This window comes from Nocardia nova NBRC 15556 (assembly GCF_001613005.1).
GTDB lineage: Bacteria > Actinomycetota > Actinomycetes > Mycobacteriales > Mycobacteriaceae > Nocardia > Nocardia nova.
Genome location: NZ_BDBN01000001.1, coordinates 24788 through 45807, shown reverse-complemented (window position 1 = coordinate 45807; position 21020 = coordinate 24788). Strand labels below are relative to the sequence as shown.

Here is a 21020-nt window from a genome sequence, read left to right as displayed (position 1 = left end):
TTACTTACCGGGAGTTGCGAATACGAACAGCGCCATGAACGCGAGGTTGATGAAGTACGCGGCCTCGACCAGACCGACGGTCAGGAAGAAGTTACCGCGCAACCGGCCCTCGGCCTCGGGCTGCCGGGTAACGCCGTTGATCAGTGCCGAACCGGCCAGACCGTCACCGATACCCGCGCCGATGGCGCCACCGGCCATGATGAGGCCGCCGCCGATGAGGGCACCCTGGACGATTGCTGGATCTGCTGCCATTTTCTCTTCCTGTTCTCCAACGTTGACCGATCGGTGAGGCCGACCGGGACTGCCGTTCAGTGGTTTTCGTGCTCCAGCGTCATGGACTGGCTGAAGTAGAGGACGGTCAAAAGCGAGAAGATGAACGCCTGAATGGCGCCGACGAACAAGTCGAACAGCTTCCAGATGGCGTTGGGGCCCCACGCGATCCAGTACGGGAACAGCGCGATCACCGCGACCATGACGCCGCCGGCGAACATATTTCCGAACAATCGCAGCGACAGCGACAACGGCTTGGCGATCTCTTCGATGATGTTGATCAACACCATCGGTCCCCACCCCGTGTGGCCCTTCAGCAACTGTTTCACATGCGTCACCGGACCGCGGCGCCGGACACCCGCCGCGTGGTAGAAGACGAAGACGAACAATGCCAGGGCATAGACGAAATTGACATCGGAGGCCGGCGGGAAGATGAATTCGCCGCGGCCGTACTGCATCGGCAGCACCGATATCCAGTTCGACAGCAGGATGAAGGTGAAAAGCGTTACCGCCAGCGGCAATACGAACGGCGCGATACGCATTCCGATCGCGGACTCCACCTGCCCGCGCATCTGCACGGTGATGGTCTCGAAGAACAACTGCACGCCGTTCGGTACGCCTGAGGTGATCTTCATGCGAAGGAAGAGCGCCAGGGCGATGACTATCACCGCGGCGACCGCCGTCGAGAGGATGGTGTCGACGTTGAACGTCAATCCCCAGAGCTCGGTGGTGGCGTGGTGACCTACTTCGATCTTCGGCTCTTCATCGGCCAGGATCATCGTCGCGATAGTGCTGCTCATGACTGCTGACGGAGCCCTCTCCACTCGGGCACAACGGTATGCAAGACGAGGATCACCTGGAACAACGCGAGTCCGAAGAAGATGCCCACACCGTTCGGGCGCGTCAGGAACGCCACGATGATCGCCAGTACGGTGACGATGATCAGCCGCGCGGCCGTCGACAAGGCCAGCGCCTGCTTATTCGGCGATTCCGAGCGGGTGATGCCGGTGACCGACCGCAATGTCAGTTGCGCGTTCAGCCAACCCAAACCCAGCCCGATACAGATGAAAACACCCAGCATCAACCGATCCAGTGGACCGGTCACCACCAAAGCCAGCACACCGAATGCGGCTACCATGTAGCTCGCACGGCGCAGCCGGAGTTTGTCGATACTCACTGCGACACCACCATCGCCGCCATCCCACCTCGTAGTAGGTCGTGATCGAGGTCAGCTTACACAGACCAACCTTCTTGCGTAGCAACATTTTTGATCTTCATATACTTGATCTTGAATTTTGCACCGGACACTCCGGGACAATTGCCCCAGCCATCGACCGGCTATCACTTTCTACGCCGTACGACCTGCAAATGAGGGCGTTTTCCGGAACATTCGGACGCCACGCGCAGCGGCGCGGCAATGGTAAATCAACGGTCAATACTCTGCCGTGAAACAGTAAATCCGTCGGCGCGTCGTAATCGCAATTTGTCTCGAATGCCCGAATTGCCGGGATTTCAATTCGGCGATCTATCGATGCCTTATATATGTGCGCGCCTCGGCGCCCGAACGCGGAGGCGCCGGCGCGGCCGTGACGCCCCGGACACCCCCGGCAGGACCGGCGACAGGGTCCGCCGCGATGTCCTACCGCTCAGTAATCCCGCCCGCGTACCCCGGCTCACTTGCACAAATTTTGCGTTCTACCAGGCATTCCCGGACATTTTACTGCCGAAGGGTTACCGTGTCTGCTGCTGGGTACATCACCCACCGGGTCGCTCCGGCCCGCCCGATGAGGGAAACCGAAGTTCCCGAGAGACGCCTGGTGGTTTCTGGTCTCTCGCCATGCTTGGTCGCAGCTTCACACGTTGAGGAGGCAGTACCATGAGCAGTAACCCGTCAGGCTCGGATTCCGCGGGCCCGTCCGGCTCCAGTCCCGTCGAGTGCGACGACTCCCTGCACTATCCGGAATCGGAGTACTCGGCCTCTTTGTCCAGCGCATCGTTGTCCGGCGCATCGCTGTCCGGCGCATCGCTGTCCGGCGCTTCCGCGGCCGGCGCCCTGCGCGGCACCACGTTGGAGGACGCTTCACTGGCGGACTCGGAATCCTTGATCTACCGGCTCCACGAACCCGGCGCGTCCTTACACATCGTGATGGTCGCACCGCCGTACTTCGAAGTGCCGCCTGCCGGTTACGGCGGCGTCGAAGCCGTGGTGGCTCAACTGGCGGACGCACTGGTAGCACGCGGGCACCGGGTGACCCTTTTGGGCGCCGGCCGCTCCGGGACTACTGCACGGTTCATCCGGGTATGGGACGACATCCTCGCCGAACGCCTCGGCGATCCGTTCCCGGAGGTGCTCAACGCGCTCAAGGTTCGGCGCATCATCACCGAATTGGCGCAGACCGAACGGATCGACGTCGTTCACGACCACACCTTCGCGGGGCCGCTGAACGCTCCGATGTACTCCGCTCTCGGCATTCCGACCGTCGTCACCGTGCACGGTCCGGTCGACGGGGAAGCGCAGGAGTACTACAGCTCGCTGACCGATACCGCGCAGTTCGTCGCGATCAGCGATCGGCAACGCTCCCTGGCGGAGAATCTCAACTGGGTCGGCCGCGTCTACAACACGGTCCGCCCCGCGGAATGGCCGTTCCAGACCCGCAAACAGGACTTCGGCCTGTTTCTGGGGCGCTACGCCCCCTACAAGGGCCCCGACCTGGCCCTGCACGCCGCCCACGAGGCGGGGATGCCGCTGGTGCTGGCGGCGAAGATGAACGAACCCCCGGAGAAGGCCTACTTCGAGAACGCGGTGCGGCCGCTGCTGCGCGACACCGATTTCGTCTTCGGTGAGGCCGACCAGATCGCGAAGCGGCTGCTGCTCGCCTCGGCGCGCTGCCTGCTGTTCCCGATTCGATGGGAGGAGCCGTTCGGCATCGTGATGATCGAGGCGATGGCCTGCGGCACCCCCGTGGTGGCCCTGCGCGGCGGCGCGGTCGAAGAGGTCGTCGATCACGGGGTCACGGGCATCATCTGCGACGATCCCGCCGAACTGCCGGCGGCCATCGCCGCGGCCGACGAGATCGACCCGGCCGCCTGCCGGCGCCGGGTGGTGGAGAAGTTCTCCGTCGACCAGTTGGGCGCCGGATACGAGGCCGCCTACTACGCGGCGATCGACAAACTCGCCGGCGTCCCGGTACCCGTCGCATCCGACGGCGTTCCCCTGATCCGCCCGCTCTCGGCCGTCGGAAACGGCTGACGCGCAGGCGAATCCACCCGCATCCGGTCCGCTTCGTCGTACGACCGGATGCGGGCGTCCTCGGGAGAAGCGGAGCGAGTCGTCTCGAGAGTCAGCGGGGCAGCCCGCCGAACCGTCCCTCCCACCGCACCAGCACATCGGCCAGAATGCGAGCGAGTTCGCGCTGGTCGTCATCGGGTAGTCCGGACAGCAATCCGGCCTCGTAGGCCAGCTGTCGCGGCATCAGCCGATCGATCAGCGCGCGGCCGTCCGCGGTCAACGCGATATGGGAGACCCGCCGGTCCCTGGTGTCGGCCCGACGGCCGACCAACCCGCGCTCTTCCAGCCCCCGCAGCCGCTTGGTCACGGCCGCGGGCGAGGCGAACGTTTCGCGCGCCAGCCGGCCCGGCGTGAGTTCACCGCCGACCCGTCGCAGCGCCAGCAGAATGTCGAATTCCGGTCGAGCCAGTTCTTCGTCGCCGAGCGGGGCGTCGGCGACCTGTTGCAGCAGGGCCGCACAGCGGGTGATGCGGCCGATCACCGCGATCGGACGCAGATCGAGTTCCGGTGCGGCCCGCGCCCACTGCCGCATCACCTCGGCGACGGCATCGTCGGCTACCGCGTTCTCGGCCGCGTTTTCTTTGGCGTCTTCGAGGACCGGGGAGGGAGAACCGGCCGGGGTCCGCGCGGTCATCACGACACCGCCGCGAAGGTTCTGACCGGCAAGCGATCCAGGAGCTGATGTCCGGTGCGTTCCGCGGCGACGATGCGTTCATCGGGGAGCGGAGCACTCCACCATTCCCCCGCCGCGGTATCGGCGCACGTGCGAACCTCGATCAGGGCGGCGGCGAGCCGGGCCCGATCGGCCGGCGCCGCGGTGCCGGAGTCCACCGCCCGGCGGGCCCGGCCGATCGCGGCATCGAGGTCGCCCAGCGCCGCCGCCACCCGGTCGGTGACCCGGCGATTGGGGATGGCGAAGCAGATCAGGACCGCGACCACCGCACCCACACAGGTGTCGAGCCAGCGATCGAGTCCGAGCTCGGAGGCCGGTCGCGGGGTGGCGAATTCCACCATCGCCAGGGCCATCGGTGTGATGAACACCGAAGCGACCCAATAGTTCCGGGAGATGGTGGCCTCGACGATCACCTGGCAGATCAGCGCCATCACCACCAGCGCGACGGCGCTGTGCGCCCACGGCGCCACCGCCGTGAACAGCGCGACACCCACGAGATTGCCCAGCACGCGTTGCACAGTACGCTGCCACGACTGCGCGGTATTGACGACGATCAGGACCGCGGCGGTCATCACGGCCCAGTACGGACGATTCACGCCCAGCGCCAACGAGATCCAGCCCGCCGCCGCGGCGCCGAGGGTGACGCGGGTGGCGAGCGGCAGTCCGGGCGCGCCGGGCAGGAAGGCGTGGCCCACGCGCCGCAACGCCGCCCCGCGGACGGCACCGGTTCGGCCGAGGCCGATACCGCGAATCTCGGACTCTTCGGCTGCGGCGCAATGGATCCGGGGCACCTCGAGGCCGCTGCGCAGGGCGCGGGCGTACCGGTCGAGGGTGCCGGCGCCGGCGTCGGCGCCGAGTCGGGTTCGATCTCGTGCCGTGGCGAAACCCGATGCCGCGGTGTCATTCTCGGCGTCGGAGGGGTACAGCAGATATTCGGGACCGGCGGGCCTGGTTGTGGCGGCGAGGGTTTCGGCGCGGGCGAGCAGACCGGCCAGCGCGGCGAGTTGCGCCGTGGTGCGGGCGGTCGCGGGCACCCGGGACAGCGCGGTCCATCCGGCCTGCACGGCGACCGCGGCGTCGTGCCGGGCGCGCGGTACTCCCGCATCGCCGAGTGGCACCCGCAGCAGCCGGGCGGTCGATTCCAGCGCCCGTGCCACGGCCAGGCGTTGCGGCGCGTGCGGACGGACCAGCGCCGGAGCCATACAGACACACCACGCCAGGACGCCGCCCAGCAGGATCAGAGCGAGGTGACCGGGAAGTTGTCCGGCACGCTGCGGGATGAAGGCCGCGCTGGAGACCACGAAGGTGAAGATGATGTTGCCGGGCGGTCCCATCCGGGAGGCGTCGCAGACCAGCTTGTAAAGCCCGGCGAGTACCGCGATCACCAGGACCCGCACCGCCGCGGATTCGATCAACGCCGACGCGGTCAACGCGACCGCGGTGCCGGCGAACATCCCGAGCACCACCCAGGCCAGGGTCCGGCCGCGGGCGGCATACGGCAGGCCGTGCCCGTACAGCGCGCACAGACCGCCGGCGCTGGTATAGAAGGCCAGCTGCACCTGCCCGGTCGCCAGCAGCACGACCTCCGGTCCGCCGATCGCGATCAGCGCGCACAGCGCGGACTGGTACCAGGTGTCGGCGACCGGACGCATCCGGAAGACCCCGCGCAGCGACAGCATCCGCAGCGTGGCGCGGAGACCGGCAGCCGGGGAGGACGAGGCACGATGCGACACCCGAGAAGGTTAACAGGTATTTTACCAGGAAACTATATGAGGGCACTCACCCTGCCGCACGGCTGGACATGGGTAGCCGGCTGGGCACCCGACGTTTCGCCGTCGAGCTCGGCGGGGCCGGACGGCCGGTGACCCTGAACCGCGGCGCCGAGACACAACCGAGCGGCTCGGTTTCCCCGTTGACCCGCACGCGCCCACCATCCGGCCTCGGCGCAATTCGCCGGCATTCGGTCGCCATATTGCGAATGCAGAATGTGCTCGTGAAAAAACGCGCAGCGAGTTATCCGGAACACCGTGCCACACATTGTTGCGGGCACCTTAAATCACGGATTCCCCGAAATCCGAATACGCGTCAGGACACGATTCGCTATCGATTTCGGGTCAGCGACTGCCGGTAAGCCCGCGGCGACATCCCCATCCATCGGGTGAAGGCGTGTGTGAAATTAGCCGTTTCCGCATATCCGAGCCGGCGGGCGACATCCTCGACCGTCGCCCCGGCGCGCAGCAACTCCGCCGCGGTGCTCTCGCGCACGGTGTTGAGCAGGCCGCGGAAGCTGGCGCCCTCGGAGGCGAGCTGGCGGCGCAGCGTACGGACGTTGATGTGCAGCTCGGCGGCCACTTCGGCCATCGACGGCACCGAACCCGGTTCGCGCAGCAGGCGCTCGCGGACCAGTGTCGACAACTTCCAGCCGCCGTCGAGCAGGACCTGCAGCGCCTCGCGGCACTGCCGCTCGATCAGATTCGCGGTATGCGAATCGGCATGTGGCATGCGCAGATCCAGGAACGAGCGCGGCAGGACCAGCGCGGTACGCGGGCAGTCGCTGAGGATGGTGTCGATCGAGGCGAATTCGGCCAGTGCGGCGGCCCGGTCGGCGTCCAGCTCCAGTTCCAGGCGGACGGCGGGGATGGTCACGTCGAGCGCCCGGCCGGCCACGAAGATCAGCGCCACCTCGCGTTCGACGAAGAATCCACGCAGGTCGGCAGGTATTCCCGAGCCGTCGGCCACCAGCGCGACCTCGTCGCCACCGGAATCGTCGAGGTGATAGCGCGCCGCGACCGAGACGAGATCCTGATAGCGGACCGCGATGTTCAGCACGTCACGCATGGTCGCGCTGGCCAGGGCCGCGAGGCCGACCAGACCGGCCTTGCCGAGCGACGCCTGCGCGGCGGTCTGCACGCCGAGCCCGGGACGATCGCCGAGCGCGCGAATGAGATTGCGGGCGACAGCGAATTCTTGATCCGGCCAAATTCGCACCTGTTCATCGGCCAGATCCGCGGGTTCGATTCCGGTGCCCGCCAATAACAGCGGTTCATCCAATCCATGCGCGAGCCCGACACTCACCATCATGCGCACACTGACGCTGCCGTGCGGTAACACATCGGACGGCGTACCGATCCCAACCACAGTCCGAAATTACCAATATTCGGTCCGTTCGGCACATTCCGGCCCCCGAAAGTGGGGGCATAACCTCGACAGACCGACATCGGCACGGGATGGCCGAAGGTCAGGCAGGGATCGAGGAGGGCGACTACACCGTGGACATGTTCAGTACCTGTTGGATGGAACCGCTCGACCTCACCCCGCAGAAGGCCCATCAGATCATGCAGATGCACCGGGGCTGCCGCACCGACGAATGCCCGCGCCGCCGTGCCGCACTGCGTGTTCTGGTCGAGGCGGGCCGACTGATTCCGGATTCCTCACGGGTGCACTGACACCGCCCGGGTGACGGTTACCCCCCCGCCCAGCGGTCGGTCCAGTCCCGCCCGATCCGGCGCGCCCGGGCCGGCGGCATGCGATCGGGTTCGGTGAGGACGGCGAGCGTGAGACCGTCGAGCAGCGCCAGCAATTCGGCTGCGGCATCGGCGGATTCGTCGAATCGGTCCGGATTCACGGCGGCCAGCGCCCGGGCGAGCAGTTCCTCGGTGTGCTGCCACTGGGCTCGATGCAGCGCCGCGATCTCCGGGTCGTGGGCGGCGCGGGCCACCAGTGCGACCCACACCCGGGCCAGGCGATCCTCGCTGTCGTGGGCGATGAGCAGGTCGACGAGGCGGGACAGGCGCTGCGCCGGCCGAAGCTGTGCCACCGTCGCGGCGTCGAAGCGGCGGGCCGCCTCGTCCCGCACGTATTCCCACACCCGGTGCAGGAGGTCGGTTTTCGTCGAGAAGTAATACTGCACCGTACCGATCGACACCTCGGCGCGAGCGGCCAGCGTGCGGATGCTGACGCCCTCGATCCCGTTCTCGGCGATGACGTCGGCCAGCCGATCGAGCAGCTGATCACGACGGTCCATCGCGGCACCGGCCGCCGCCCCGGCCCGCTCAACGCCCACCGCGCCGACTCCTCTCCCGCTGATCGCGAGCCTGATAGTAGTGCCGGATCTGTGCTCCCACCCGACGCGCCACCGCCACCGGTTCCCGGCGGCCGTCGCCACGGGAGGCCCGCTCCACGACGGCGGCGAAGAACAGCAGCAGCACCGCGACGCCGCTCAGGCCGAAGTAGACCGCATCCCCGAGCAGGCCGACGAGCATGCGGGCCGATTCGTGATCCGGTCCCGCCAACGCCGGTAGCAGCGCTTCGAATTGCAGCAGACGCAAACCCTCGGCAACCAGCCACAGCACCGCTGCTCCGGCCAGCGACCACCCGGCGAGGCGATAGCCGCGCGCCAATCCGACGCCGGCCACCAGTGAGACCACCGCCAGCACCAGCACCGCCAGCTCGCCGGCACCGAACACCACCTGCGCGCCGCTCATCGCGCCGGCTCCGGCCGCACCGGACGCCGCAGGATGGCGACCAGCAACAGCGCCCAGGCCAGCACCAGCAAGAGGTTGCGGACGCCGGCGCCGAACTCCATGCGCCGCGTAATGCCCTCGGCGCCACCGGAACCGAACCACATCGCCCGACTGGTGACCAGTCCGACCACCGAGCCGGTCACCGCCACCCCCGCGGCGAGTACCGCGGCGCCGAAGGCCCGCCCCAGCCGCCGCCGGTAGTACAGCGCGATCGCCGCACCCAGCAGCGGCGCGCACAGACCGAGCAGTTCCACGAGACGAAACATCGGCAGCCACCCTCTCATACGTTCGTATGAGAACTACCATACGAACGTATGAGGCCTGCGGTCAATACGACCGTATGAGATCGGTCAGGGTGTCGCGAAACTCCATTCGTCGCCGTCGGGCCAGATGACGCGGGAGCCGTCGCGCCGGCGCAGGGTTCCGGCCGGGTCGACGATCCATTCCGCGGGGTCGAAGGTCTCACCGCCATCGGCCGGATATTCGACGGCGAGGTGGTCCCGTCGCAGATAGGCTCCGTCCTCGCGCGGCGTCCACGCGTCCGGATCGAAAGTATGGAGCGCGTTGTCCGCGGTGATCACCACCATCGGGCCGTAGCGCCGGAGACGGGAGCCGTCGGAACGGACGGTCCAGGCCGCATCGGTCATCGGCTCGGATTCGTCGGTACCGGCCCAGACGATCTCGGATGTGCCTGGCGCGTACAGATCGCCGCGCTCGCCGTGGCGCCAATATCCCAGTTCGCGCCGCGTCCACGGCCGGTCGGCGAGCAGATCGAGCACCGCGTCCAGATCCTCCGGCGCGCCGAAATGCGCTGCGGCGATGGATTTTTCCGACCGTCGCACCATGGAGGTGAGGCGGGCGCCGGGCCCGGCTTCGATCACGTACCGGACGCCGCGGGCCGTCAGTCCGGCCATCACGGCGTCCCAGCGCACGGGTGCGCAGATCTGCGCGGACAGCGCGCCGGCCGGATCCGCTCCGGCTCGCCAATCCCCGGATGTGCCGTCCACCACCGGAATTCGTGGCGTCGTGAATTCGGCGCGGGCCAGCTCGGATCGGAAGGCGGCCGCGGCCGGTGCCATCAGTGCGCAGTGAAACGGGGCGCTGACCTCGAGAGCGCGGGTGATCGCGCCGCGTTCGTCGGCGAGTCGCCGTGCCCGGACGACCGCGCCGGTGTGCCCGGAGATGACCATCTGACTCGCGCCGTTGTAGTTGGCGACCGCGACGACCTCGGATTGCGCTGCGGCAGCGCAGATCCGGTCGACCTCGTCGGCGGCCAGACCCATCACGGCCACCATCGAACCCTCCCCGGGCGGCACCGCCTCCTGCATCAGGGCACCCCGGCGGCGCACCAGGCGCACCGCGGTCTCGAAGTCGAGGGCGCCGGCGCAGACGTGGGCGGTGATCTCACCGAGGCTGTGACCGGCCACGACCACCGGATGAATGCCGGTCTCGGACACCAGAACCCGGTACGCCGCCACGCTGGTGGCCAGGATGGCGGGCTGGGCGTACTCGGTCCGGGCCAGCGCCGCCGGGTCGCCGCCGAAGCAGAGCTCGCCGAGGCCGAATTCGATCGCCGCGTCGGCACGGTCGAACACCTCGCGCGCGACCGGGTAGGTGTCGGCCAGCGCCTTGCCCATGCCGGGGAATTGCGCGCCCTGACCGGGGAATACGAATGCGAGCATGTCAGCCGATCCTCAACAGTGCGACGCCCCAGGTGCCGAACCCGTGGCTGATGGTCATGACGATCTCCCCCGGCGCGACGCCGTCCTCCAGATAGGTCTGCAGGTTGATCAGGTTGTCGGCCGAGTGCACGTGGGCGTAGTCGGCGATGTTGTCGAGATAGCACAGGTCGTGGTCGAGTCCGGCCGAATCGGCCATGAACCGCACGGCCTCCTCGTTGACGTTGTTGGCGATGATGCGTCGCACGTCGGCGCGGTCCAGGCCGGCGCGGTCGAGCATATCGGCGACCGCGCGGGACAAGCCGCGTTTGGTGAGCCCGGCCAGCGCCGGCATCTTCGCCACGCGGATCAGCTGGTTGGTGCCCTGATTCGAGCCGAGCACCTCGATGCGCGACGGTTCGGCGGAGGTGATCAGGCAGGCGGCCGCACCGTCGCTCAGCACCGAGAGCGCGTCGCGCAGGATGCGGGCGTGCGGATCCGGGCACGCGTCGGAGGTGACGACCAGGACATTGCGGGCCGATCCGGCGGCTACCAGGCTGTGCGCGATCCGCAGGGCGCTGCCGAAATTCGCGCATTCGGCGAGGGTGACACCGATCGGCGTGGCGCGGGTGAGGCCGAAACGCTCACAGAAGCGCAGGAATTCACCACCGGCCAGGGCGCCGGTTTCGGGACTCGACGACGCGTAGACCAGCAGGTCGATCTCGGCCGCATCCACCGGGATCCGGTCGAGAGTGCTCGCGACCACCTCGGCGGCCAGTTGCAGCGGGCTCTGTTCGGTGCGGCAGTAGTGATACAGGCCGAGGCCGTGCATATCGCGCAGCATGGCGGGGTCCTCGCGCAGCGGCTCCAGGCCCCCGATGGGCTCGCGAGCGCCGACGGCGTAGGAGATCCCGTGCAGATAGACGCTCATCGGGACTCCTCCTCACGCAGGCGGCCGGACAGGTAGCGGTGCATCGCCCGCACCGTCGGATGTTCCCAGTGCACCGCGCCGGGCAGGTCGATCCCCAGCGCCGCCGACAGCCCGTTCTTGAATTCGAGCAGCGCCAGCGAACTCATGCCCAGTTCCAGAAACGGTGCGGCGGGATCGATCTCGTCGGCATCGATGCGCAGGACCGCGGCCGTTCTGCTCAGCAGCAGCTCCCACAGCGCGGCCTCACGCTCCTCGGCCGGCAGGCGGCGCAGCTCGTCCGCCAGGGCCGAGGTGGCGCCGGAACCCATGGCGCGCAGAGGTTCGTACATCGGCACGGCGCGCGCGAAGGGATGGGCGCCGAGCCAGGCGTCGGCATCGAGACCGATGATGGCGGCGCGGGGACGACCGTCGTCGAGCAGTGTCTCCAGCAGCGTGTATGCCGTCGCCGGCGCCAGCGAGCGGATTCCACGGCCGGCCAGATACTCCTCGGTCGCGTCGCTGCGCGCGGCGAGTCCGGTATCGCGGAACGGACCCCATGCCACCGCGGTGGCCGCCAGCCCCTGCGCACGCCGGTAGTGCGCCAGGCCGTCGAGAAACGCGTTGGCGGCGGCGTAGTTCAATTGACCGCCCGAGGGCAGCAGGGTCGCGGTGGAGGAGTACATCACGAAGTACTCGACGGGATCGCCGGCCACCGCACGGTGAATGTTCCAGGCGCCCAATGCCTTCGGACGCAGCACAGGATCGAACCGGTCCCAGCTCTGATTGGTCAGGACGGCGTCGCGCAGGACGGCCGCGAGATGGAACACCCCGCGCACCGGACCGATCCGGGAGCGCAACCGCCCCACGGCGTCGGTGACCTCGACCGCATCGGCGACATCGGCGCGTTCCACGATCACGCGCTCTCCGGCGACGTTGAGTTCGTCGATGATCGCGCGTTCGTCGGCGGTCGGCTCCCAGCGGGCGAGCAGTCCGACCTGCGTGCCGCCCCGTTCGACCAGGGTGCGGGCCAGTTCGAGACCCAGCCCGCCGAGGCCGCCGGTGATCAGGACGCAGCCGGGTTCGGCCAGCCCCTGCGCGGCACCGCGCACGATGTCGGTGGTGGCCGCGTCGTCGGTCACCAGCACCAGTTTGCCGGTGTGCGCACCGGTGCTCATCAGCCGGAACACCTCGGCCGCCGCGGCGATCGGATAGGTCTGCACCGGAAGCGGTTCCAGTTCGCCGGAGACGACGCGGTCGAGCGTGTGGTGCAACAGTTCGGCGAAAACCTCCGGGCGCTCGCGATGCAGGCCGGCCATATCGACGGCGGTGTAGGTGATGCGGCGTTTGAAATGCTCCAGGGGGAGCCGCCCCGAGCCGTAGATATCGCGTTTGCCGAGCTCAAGGAAGATCCCGTCGGCGGCGACCGTGCGCAGACTCGCCTCGGCGGCCGCGCCGGTGAGGGAGTTGAGCACGATATCGACCCCCGCGCCGGCGGTGACATCGAGAACCTGCTGCTCGAATTCCGTGGTGCGCGAGTCGAAGACGTGCTCGATGCCCAGCTCCCGCAGGAAGCGGCGCTTGTCCTCGGTGCCCGCGGTCGCGATGATCTCCAGTCCGTGCCGCCGTGCCACCGCGATGGCCGCCGCACCCGTGCCACCCGTAGCCGAATGGATCAGGATGCGCATGCCGGGGCGCACCCGGGCCAGATGTTCGAGTGCGTAGCAGGCGGTGGTGTAGGCGGTGGGCAACGCCGCGGCGTCGGTGAGCGCGAACGTCTCCGGCAGGCGATAGACCAGCGCCGCGTCGGCGACGGCATGGGTGGCCAGGCAGTTCAGCGCCACCGCCACCACCCGGTCGCCGACGCGCACCGTGTCGACCTCGGCGCCCACGGCGACGACGGTGCCCGCGCATTCCGATCCCAGCGGCACGTCGTCGAGATCCGCGAAAAAGCCCATGGCCCACATGACGTCGGCGAAGTTGAGACCGGCGGCGGCCACGGCGACGACGACCTCACGGGGGCCCGGTCGCGGCCGGCCGCGACCGCGCAGCGTCAGCGTCTGCAGGCGGCCGGGCTCGTCGATATCCACCCCGAAGCCGCGGGTGCCCGCGGCGACGACGGGTGGATCCGGATTCAGCCGGACCCGGTCGAGGCGCGCGACCCAGCGAAGTCCGGAGCGCAGCGCGATATGCCGCTCGCTGCCGTCGGCGAGTTCCGCGACCAGGTCGGCCGTGTCGTCGCCGTCCACGCCCGCGTCGGCGGCCAGGTCGACGAGCGTGGTGCGCAGTTCGGGGTGTTCGGCGGCTAGGGCGGTGCCGAAACCCCACAGGGCCGCCTGCCACGGGTCCACGCACTCCTGCGCCACCGCCTGACCGCCGCGCGTGACCACCCACAGCCGGGGCGCGGAGGTCATCCGCACGGCCGCCCGCGCGAGGCCGAGCAGTGCGGCGAGATCGGCGAATGCCGTTGCGCCGTCCTCGGTTCCGGCGAGGTACAGGATGTGATCCGCGGGTTCGTCGAAGGTCGGGGCGTGCGGTTCGGTGTCGTCGGCACTCGGCGCGACCGCGACCGTGGCGGCGTCTGCGCCCGCCGCGACGAGTTCCTGGATCAGCGTTTCGGGTCCCAGCGGTGCGTCGTCGTCCGGGTCGCCGCCGACGACCACCCAGCGTCCCGAGAGCCGCCCGGTCGCGCGCGGACGCTGCTGCCAATCGACCGCGAGGACGGCGGCATCGGCGGTATCCGCCGCGTCGACGCGGGTGGCGGTCAGCTCGCGCACCGTGGCGACGAGCGAGCCGTCGTCGGCGTAGATGTCGAGGTCGGCGGTCTGCAGGCGACCGTCGCGGGCGTAGCGGCGCACATGGGCGTGGACCTGGGGCGGAATGTGGTCGGCGACGTGCAGGGCGCCGATCGCGGACGGCAGGAACAGTTCGTCCCCGGCCAGTGCGCCGACCACCTGGAAACATCCGTCGAGCACCGCGGCGGCCGTCACCCCGTGCTCCGGGTCGCGCGCACCGGCCGCCGCGCTCACCCGCCCGAGCGCCTCACCATCGCCGACCGACAGTTCCGTCACCGTGCGGAAGGCGGGCCCGTAGCGAGTGCCGTTGCGGGTGTAGGCCGCGTAGAGATCCTGCGGGTCCACCGCGGTGAGGCAGTGCCGCCGCGCCGCGGCCAGTCCCGGGACCTCGGGGATGTTCTCGCCGGAAACGATCCGTCCGCGAGCGTGCTCGGTCCACACCGTGGCCGCGCCACCCGGCTCGGCGGCGCGGGCGCTGATGCGAAACTCGTTGTCGCGCAGTACCACCTGCACTCGACGGCCGGTCTCGGGCAGGGTGAGTACCCGCTCGAACCGGATATCGGCGAAACGGCAGCCGGGCCCGAAACCGTGCTGCAGGCGGGCCGCGGCGGCGAGGTTGACCAGCCAGGCGCCCGCGGCGACCGGCGTATCCCCGACCGCGTGGTCGAGCAACCAGGGCGAGCGAGCGGGATCGACCACGCGCTGAAGCAGGCGTTCGCCGCTGACGGACGATTCGACCACCGCCTGACCATCGTGCTGTTCGGCCGCCACATCCCAGTCGGAGCGAGCCCAGAACCGCTTGTGCTGCCACGGATACGCCGGCAGTTCGACGATCCGGCCACGGACCCCGGCGGCCCCCCAGTCCACGGGGACTCCGTGCACGTACAACCGGGCGATCAGTTCCAGGATGTCGCGGCGTGCGTAGCCGTTGCGTTTCAGGGATCCGGCCACCGCACCCCGATCGTTCGAGGCGTCGATTCGGGCGCGGATACCGTCCACCAGAACGGGATTGGGCCCGATCTCGACGAAGGTCGCCGGACCCTCCGCGAGCACCCGCTCGACGGTCTCGTCGAGGCGGACCGTGCTGCGCAGATTTCGACCCCAGTAGTCGGCGGTCAGCGCATCGGTGGGGACGTAGTCGGACTCCACGGTGGACAGGAAGGCGGCCCGGCCACCCGGGATCGCGGTGATGCCGGCGATCCGCTCGACGAAGGCGTCCAGGTGCGGATCCAGCTGGCGGCTGTGCGCGGCCGACTCGATCTTCACCCGCCGAGGATCGTAACCGGCTGCGGCCAGAGCCTTTTCGAGCCGATCCAGATCGGCGACCGTTCCCGAGACGACGACCTGCGCGGGTCCGTTCACCGCGGCGAGGTCGAATTCGCCTTCGATCTGCTCCAGCCATCCGGCGAGCTCACCGGCGCTCATCGGCACCGACAACATGCCGCCGGTCCCTTCGATCGCGCGCAGCACGCGATTGCGGTGGACGATGACCGCGGCGGCGTCGGCGAGGCTCAGTGCCCCCGCGACCCGGGCGGCCGCGATCTCACCGACGCTGTGACCGATCACGGCATCGGGCCGGAACCCGGTCGCCGCCAGCAATTCCGCCAATCCGATCTGCACGGCGAAGGACATGGGCTGGGCGAGATCGATACGGCCGCCGTCGGATTCGCCGGTGGCCAGCAGTTCCGCGATGTCGGCGCCCAGATGAGGTTCGAACGCCGCCGCGCACCGCCGCACCGCCTCGGCGAATACCGGATAGTCGGCCATGAGCTGGGCACCCATCCCGGTCCAGTGCCCGCCGAATCCGGCGAAGACGAAGACCAGGGCGCCCGGTTCGCCGCGGCGGCCGCGAATCACGCCCGCGCGATCACGATCCTCGGCGATGGCGGTAAGTCCGCGTTGCAGTGCGGCGGCGGTTTCCCCGATCACCACGGCACGATGGTCGAGTGCGGCGCGACGCGACGCGGTGAAGCACAGGTCACGCGCAGGCGCGCCGGCCGCCAGCCGGTCCCGCCAGCGAAGCGCGGTATCCCGCAACGCTTGTTCGGTGGCCGCCGACAGCGGCAGGACCAGCAGTTCCCGAGCCGGTTCGGCGGCAACCCCGGCATCCCCGGCATCTTCGGCCGCCGGTTCGATCCCCGGGGCCGCGGTGATGATCGTATGCGCGTTGGTCCCGCTGAATCCGAATGCGCTGACCCCCGCGTACACCGGCTCGGCGCCGGAGATCTCCCGCGCCTCGGCCGGGATCACGATCGGCGTGGCGTCCCAGTCGATCAGCGGATTCGGCGCGTCGAAATGCAGTGTGGGCGGGACGATCCGGTCGCGGACGACCGTGATGGCCTTGAGCAGTCCGGCGATTCCGGCGGCCGGTTCCAGATGGCCCAGATTGCCCTTGGCCGATCCGACGAGCAGTGGACGGTCTCGATCGGCGCCGAAAACCGCGGACAGCGCACGCAATTCGATGGGGTCGCCCAGCGGTGTGCCGGTGCCGTGCGCCTCGATGTAGTCGATGCGGCCGGCCTCCAGCTTGGCCTCGCGCAGCGCATCCCGCAGCACCTGTTCCTGGGCGCGGCCGTTGGGCGCGGTGAGGCCGTTGCTGCGGCCGTCCTGATCGACGGCCGTGGCCACGATCGAGGCCAGCACTCGATCACCGGCGGCATGGGCGGCGGACTCGCGCTTCAGCACGACGACGCCGCACCCCTCGCCGCGCACCAGTCCGTCGGCGGCGGCGGAGAAGGGCGCGCAGCGATTGCTCGGCGAGGGCGCGCGGAGTTTCGACATCGAGATCATCGACTGCGGGGACACGATCAGATTGACCCCGGCCACCAATGCCAGCTCGCACTCCCCCGACCGCAGGCTTTGCACCGCCAGATGCAGCGCGACCAGTGCGGACGAGCATGCGGTGTCGACGACCAGGGCGGGCCCCTGCAATCCGAGGTGATAGGCGATCCGCCCCGCCGCCACCGACGGCGCCAGACCGGTGGCGGAATAGATGTCGATCGCCGCCGGATCCGTCGCCGCGGCGCCGTAATCGTTGGGGCACATCCCGACGAAGACGGCGGTCCGGCTCTCGCGCAGGGACTCCGGTGGAATCGCGGCATGCTCGAGCGCCTCCCACGCGACCTCGAGCAGCAGCCGCTGCTGCGGGTCCATGGCCTCGGCCTCGCGCGGCGAGATGCCGAAGAAGGCGGCATCGAAATCGCCGATATCGGTGAGGGCGCCCATCTTCGCGATGAAAGATCTGCCGGGTGCGTCGGCGTCGGGATCGTAGTAGTGCTCGACATCCCAGCGGTCCGGTGGAATATCGACCACGCCGTCGCCGCCCGCGCGCAGGAATTCTGAGAATTCCTCCAGCGAACCCACGCCGCCGGGCAGGCGACAGCCCGCACCGATCACGGCGACCGGCTCACTGCGCTGTGCCAAGGCCCCGCGGGCCGTGCGCAGGGCGGCGATGGCGCCGCGTAAGGCCTCACTGCTGTCGCCGCCCTCGGGCAGCGCACTCGGATTCGTCGCGGTCGGGGTCAACGCAGCACCTCTTCCAGGGCAGCCACTTCCGCGCGAGCCAGCGCGATGAGATCGGATTCGCTCAAGCCGTCGAGCGGGATGCGGGTCGTGCTGACGGGGATGTCGAACGACACGGGGTGCGGGTCGGCCGGGTCGTGGTACTTCGGCTGCGGCTCGATCGTGGTCGGTTCCGCCGCAGTCGCCGGTGCCGACATCGCCGGTTCGGCGGCCGGCTCGGACGGAATCGTCGGTGCGGCGGCCAACCGCGCGGTGAGCTCGGCGATCTGCACTGTGGCCGTCGGGAATTCGAAGGCGAATGCCGCTTCGATCGGCAGCGCGAGCGCACGGCCCAATACGGTTCGCAATTCGATCGCCATGAGCGAGTCGAAGCCGAGTTCCTGCAGCGGTGTCTGCAGATCGACGGGATCGGAATCCGGCATCTGGAAGACCTGCCGGATACTCGCGACCACCACCGCGCTCACGCGTCGGCGCAGCAGGTACAGCTCCGCCTCGGACGGCGCGGGCCGCGCCGATGCGACGGCTCTCGCGGGCACGTCCGACCCGGTCGCATCGGTGCGCACAGGCGGTCCGGGAACTGCGGACCCCTGGACAGTTCCCGGACCATCGCCCGAAGCTGTCGTGGCCGATCGAGCGGCATCGAGGCTGTCCACATCGAGGGCTTCGACCCGCGGAAGCCGAGCCGCCGCAGCGGGTGCGCTCGGCTCGCCGGTCGCATGCGTGGCGCCGGACGCTTCCACCCAGTAGCGGCGGCGCTGAAAGGGATAGGTGGGGAGGGTGATCCGGGGATAGTGGGTGCCGTGCAGGTCGCGCAGATCGTCGACGGCGCCGGCCACGAACAGCCCGGCCGTGCACCGGATCACTTCGCCGCGAGTGGTTCCGGTGGTGAACCAGCGGCTCTCCGGGGCGGTGCGGCGGCTTCCCAGTTCGGTCAGCGTCGCCCCCGCGACCTCGGCGAATACCGTGCAGTCGAGTTCTCCCAGCGTGGCGAAGGCCCGGTCCAGGTGCGCGGGCCACAGCGGGCGGCTCGACCAGTAGGCGGGATCGGCCGCTTCGTGGCCGAGGCGCATCCCGGTGTGCGCGGAGACGACGGTGAGTTCGGGCTCGCCCGGCTGTCCCGGATCAGGGACGGCCGTTCCCAGGTGGTCGCGCAGTTCGGCGTGCGTCGTCGCGGCGACACCGGCGGCGCGCAGGCGGTGCAGGAGCGGCTCGCGACCGCCGGGGCCCGCCTCCAGCAGATAGCGGTCGCCGGCGTGACCGCACAGGCGCGCACCGGTTTCGCGCAGTACCGCGTCGAGCGGCGCACGGTCGTCGGTGCGTGCCACCACGCGTTCGCCGAGCAGCGCCGCGGTCGAGACCGAAGCACGCAGTGCCACAGCCGGTTCCAGAATTCCGGCGATCGCGGCGGTCACGTACTCGCCCACGCCGACGCCCAGCACGGCAGCCGGGCGCAGACCGAATGCCAGCAACTGGCGAGTGGTGGCGTACCGGTGCACGAAGGCCAGCGCATCCGCCAGGCCGGGGACGCGCTGCGCCTGATGCGGTGCCAGCCCGGCGAACAGAGCGGTCCGGAAACTCTCCCGCGAGGCGGTCGCCTCCAGGCATTCGTCGACGGCGGCGCGAAAGACGTCGGAGCCGGTGTAGCTTTCGCGATCGAGCGGTTCCACACCGGGTCCGCGGTGCCCGATCAACAGTGCGGTACGCACGGCACGACCACGCGGCACGTGGCCGGTCACGATCGTCGGCTGCCGCTGCCCGGCGGTATGTGCGTCCAGGGCGGCCGCCATCGCGGTCGTACTCCCGGCCACCACGGCGAGTCGATGTTCGAACGCGCTCCGCCCGAGATTCGCTGTCGCGCACACCGATTCGAGTCTCGACGGTTCCACGGTGCGCAGCGCGAGCGCGAACCGCCGCGCCTGCGCCCGCAACCCCTCGTCGCCGCGAGCGGACAGCGTCAGCAGGCCCGAGGGTACGACGCTGCCGGATTCGGCTGCCGCCGGCGGTTGTTCGACCAGCACGTGCGCGTTGGTCCCGCTGAAACCGAACGAACTGACACCCGCGATCCGCGATCCGGCGGGCCACGGTGTGGTCTCGGTGACCACCCGCGCCGAACCGGACGCCCAATCGATGCGTGGATTCGGTTCCCGCACATGCAGCGTCGGCGGCAGCACACCGCGCTCGACGGCCAGGGCCGCCTTGATCAGACCGGCGATCCCCGCCGCCGTCTCGGCGTGCCCGAAATTCGATTTGATCGACCCGACCCACAGCGGCGCACGCGCGCCGCCGAAGACGGAGTTCAGCGCACCGATTTCGATCGGGTCGCCCAGCGCGGTGCCCGTGCCGTGTGCCTCGATGTAGTTCACTTGAGCCGGTTCGAGATTCGCCGCCCGCAGCGCTGCCCGCACCACTGCCTCCTGGGCGCGGGCGCTCGGCACGGTGAGTCCGCCGGTCCGGCCGTCGTGGTTGACCGCGGAGCCGCGGATCACCGCGTAGATCCGGTCGCCGTCGCGCTGTGCCTGCGAGAGCCGCTTGAGCACCACCAGACCGGCGCCCTCGGCGCGACCGTATCCGTCGGCGGAGGCATCGAAGGTCTTGCAACGGCCGTCCGGCGACAACGCCCGGATGCGGCAGCAGAACATCGTCGACAACGGCGAGAGGATCAGATTCACACCACCGGCCAGCGCCGTCGAGCAGTCGCCGTTGCGCAGACTCTGCACCGCCTGATGGACCGCCACCAGCGACGAGGAGCACGCGGTATCCACCAGTGACACCGGTCCGTGCAGATCCAGCGTGTACGCCACCCGGCCCACCGCGATACTCGGTGTATTCCCCAGTCCCGCATAGGCGTTCATGGCTTCGGGGATATTCGCGACGGCGATGCGGTCGTAGTCGCGCCAGCTGAATCCGACGAACAGGCCGGTATCGGATCCGCGCAACCGCTGGGGCGCGATACCCGCGTTCTCCACCGCCTCCCACGCGATCTCCAGCAGGAGCCGTTGCTGCGGGTCCATCGCGTGCGCTTCGCGCGGCGAGATGCCGAAGAAGTCGGCGTCGAACATGTCCACCGCGTCGAGAAATCCGCCGCGGGTGGTGTAGATGGTGCCGGGCTTGTCCGGGTCCGGATCGTAGAACCGCTGCACATCCCACCGATCGCCGGGCTGTTCGCCGGTGGCGTCGACACCCCCGGCCACGACGTCCCACAGGGTGTCCGGCCCGGTGATGCCGCCGGGGAACCGGCAGCCGATGCCGACGATCGCGATCGGTTCCGCCGGACGAGGTTCGGCCAGCCGCTCCCGCGCCGCGCGCAGGGCCGCGGCGATGCGCTGCTCGCGGTCGGGTGTCACACCGGTGGTGGAGACGGATTCGGAACTTGCTGCGGACAT

General features: G+C 69.3%; 15 protein-coding genes. 2 read left to right on the top strand and 13 right to left on the bottom strand.

The window, feature by feature from the left end:
* Genes NN2_RS00170 through NN2_RS00160 form a run of 3 tightly spaced genes read right to left on the bottom strand, consistent with a single transcriptional unit; the run spans position 1 to position 1447 of the window.
* Positions 1–252, bottom strand: a complete 252-nt coding sequence (locus tag NN2_RS00170; RefSeq protein ID WP_025352811.1) for a F0F1 ATP synthase subunit C — start codon at positions 250–252, stop codon at positions 1–3.
* Between the two features lie 56 nt (positions 253–308).
* On the bottom strand, positions 309–1070 hold the full coding sequence (atpB, locus tag NN2_RS00165; RefSeq protein ID WP_030515131.1) for a F0F1 ATP synthase subunit A: 762 nt from the start codon (positions 1068–1070) through the stop codon (positions 309–311).
* Positions 1067–1447, bottom strand: a complete 381-nt coding sequence (locus NN2_RS00160; protein WP_030515130.1) for an ATP synthase subunit I — start codon at positions 1445–1447, stop codon at positions 1067–1069. The genes atpB and NN2_RS00160 overlap by 4 nt, the downstream gene beginning before the upstream one ends.
* Before the next feature lie 699 nt (positions 1448–2146).
* On the opposite strand from NN2_RS00160, the gene NN2_RS00155 reads away from it, so the two are divergent.
* Entirely contained in the window at positions 2147–3520 is a 1374-nt protein-coding gene (locus tag NN2_RS00155) for a glycosyltransferase family 4 protein (RefSeq protein ID WP_156511170.1), read from the top strand.
* A 91-nt stretch (positions 3521–3611) separates the two neighbouring features.
* On the opposite strand, the gene NN2_RS00150 is transcribed toward NN2_RS00155, so the two are convergent.
* The 3 genes from NN2_RS00150 to NN2_RS00140 all read right to left on the bottom strand — a co-directional run bounded on the left by NN2_RS00150 (position 3612) and on the right by NN2_RS00140 (position 7370).
* A complete protein-coding gene (locus NN2_RS00150) occupies positions 3612–4193 on the bottom strand; it encodes a MarR family winged helix-turn-helix transcriptional regulator (protein WP_082856606.1) in 582 nt (193 codons plus the stop codon).
* Positions 4193–5965: an FUSC family protein gene (locus NN2_RS00145; protein ID WP_156511169.1), complete on the bottom strand. Its 1773-nt coding sequence runs from the start codon at positions 5963–5965 to the stop codon at positions 4193–4195. Before NN2_RS00145 ends, NN2_RS00150 begins: the two co-directional genes overlap by 1 nt.
* A 367-nt stretch (positions 5966–6332) precedes the next feature.
* Positions 6333–7370, bottom strand: a complete 1038-nt coding sequence (locus NN2_RS00140; protein WP_146098713.1) for an AraC family transcriptional regulator — start codon at positions 7368–7370, stop codon at positions 6333–6335.
* Positions 7371–7459: 89 nt separating this feature from the next.
* Between NN2_RS00140 and NN2_RS00135 the strand changes: the two genes are divergently transcribed.
* Positions 7460–7678: a hypothetical protein gene (locus NN2_RS00135; RefSeq protein WP_030515125.1), complete on the top strand. Its 219-nt coding sequence runs from the start codon at positions 7460–7462 to the stop codon at positions 7676–7678.
* 17 nt (positions 7679–7695) lie between these two features.
* Here NN2_RS00135 and NN2_RS00130 read toward each other — a convergent pair whose 3' ends face one another.
* The 7 genes from NN2_RS00130 to NN2_RS00100 all read right to left on the bottom strand — a co-directional run bounded on the left by NN2_RS00130 (position 7696) and on the right by NN2_RS00100 (position 21020).
* Entirely contained in the window at positions 7696–8295 is a 600-nt protein-coding gene (locus tag NN2_RS00130) for a TetR/AcrR family transcriptional regulator (RefSeq protein ID WP_063009158.1), read from the bottom strand.
* Positions 8285–8716, bottom strand: a complete 432-nt coding sequence (locus tag NN2_RS00125) for a hypothetical protein (protein ID WP_063009156.1) — start codon at positions 8714–8716, stop codon at positions 8285–8287. Before NN2_RS00125 ends, NN2_RS00130 begins: the two co-directional genes overlap by 11 nt.
* Positions 8713–9021, bottom strand: a complete 309-nt coding sequence (locus tag NN2_RS00120) for a hypothetical protein (protein ID WP_063009154.1) — start codon at positions 9019–9021, stop codon at positions 8713–8715. The genes NN2_RS00125 and NN2_RS00120 overlap by 4 nt, the downstream gene beginning before the upstream one ends.
* Positions 9022–9105: 84 nt before the next feature.
* Positions 9106–10437 (bottom strand): ACP S-malonyltransferase, encoded by a 1332-nt coding sequence (fabD, locus tag NN2_RS00115; RefSeq protein ID WP_063009152.1) that lies wholly within the window; start codon positions 10435–10437, stop codon positions 9106–9108.
* A 1-nt stretch (position 10438) separates the two neighbouring features.
* Positions 10439–11344 (bottom strand): 3-oxoacyl-[acyl-carrier-protein] synthase III C-terminal domain-containing protein, encoded by a 906-nt coding sequence (locus NN2_RS00110; protein ID WP_063009150.1) that lies wholly within the window; start codon positions 11342–11344, stop codon positions 10439–10441.
* Positions 11341–17640, bottom strand: coding sequence for a type I polyketide synthase (locus tag NN2_RS00105; RefSeq protein WP_063009148.1), 6300 nt, complete (start codon positions 17638–17640; stop codon positions 11341–11343). The genes NN2_RS00110 and NN2_RS00105 overlap by 4 nt, the downstream gene beginning before the upstream one ends.
* Entirely contained in the window at positions 17637–21020 is a 3384-nt protein-coding gene (locus NN2_RS00100; protein WP_082856604.1) for a type I polyketide synthase, read from the bottom strand. Before NN2_RS00100 ends, NN2_RS00105 begins: the two co-directional genes overlap by 4 nt.

Bases quoted from the DNA above. Each gene is read 5' to 3' on its own strand.
- NN2_RS00110 (WP_063009150.1), bottom strand. From the start codon at position 11,344: ATGAGCGTCTATCTGCACGGGATCTCCTACGCCGTCGGCGCTCGCGAG.
- NN2_RS00125 (WP_063009156.1), bottom strand. From the start codon at position 8,716: ATGAGCGGCGCGCAGGTGGTGTTCGGTGCCGGCGAGCTGGCGGTGCTG.
- NN2_RS00155 (WP_156511170.1), top strand. From the start codon at position 2,147: ATGAGCAGTAACCCGTCAGGCTCGGATTCCGCGGGCCCGTCCGGCTCC.
- NN2_RS00170 (WP_025352811.1), bottom strand. From the start codon at position 252: ATGGCAGCAGATCCAGCAATCGTCCAGGGTGCCCTCATCGGCGGCGGC.
- NN2_RS00120 (WP_063009154.1), bottom strand. From the start codon at position 9,021: ATGTTTCGTCTCGTGGAACTGCTCGGTCTGTGCGCGCCGCTGCTGGGT.
- fabD (WP_063009152.1), bottom strand. From the start codon at position 10,437: ATGCTCGCATTCGTATTCCCCGGTCAGGGCGCGCAATTCCCCGGCATG.
- NN2_RS00150 (WP_082856606.1), bottom strand. From the start codon at position 4,193: ATGACCGCGCGGACCCCGGCCGGTTCTCCCTCCCCGGTCCTCGAAGAC.
- NN2_RS00135 (WP_030515125.1), top strand. From the start codon at position 7,460: ATGGCCGAAGGTCAGGCAGGGATCGAGGAGGGCGACTACACCGTGGAC.
- NN2_RS00100 (WP_082856604.1), bottom strand. From the start codon at position 21,020: ATGTCCGCAGCAAGTTCCGAATCCGTCTCCACCACCGGTGTGACACCC.
- atpB (WP_030515131.1), bottom strand. From the start codon at position 1,070: ATGAGCAGCACTATCGCGACGATGATCCTGGCCGATGAAGAGCCGAAG.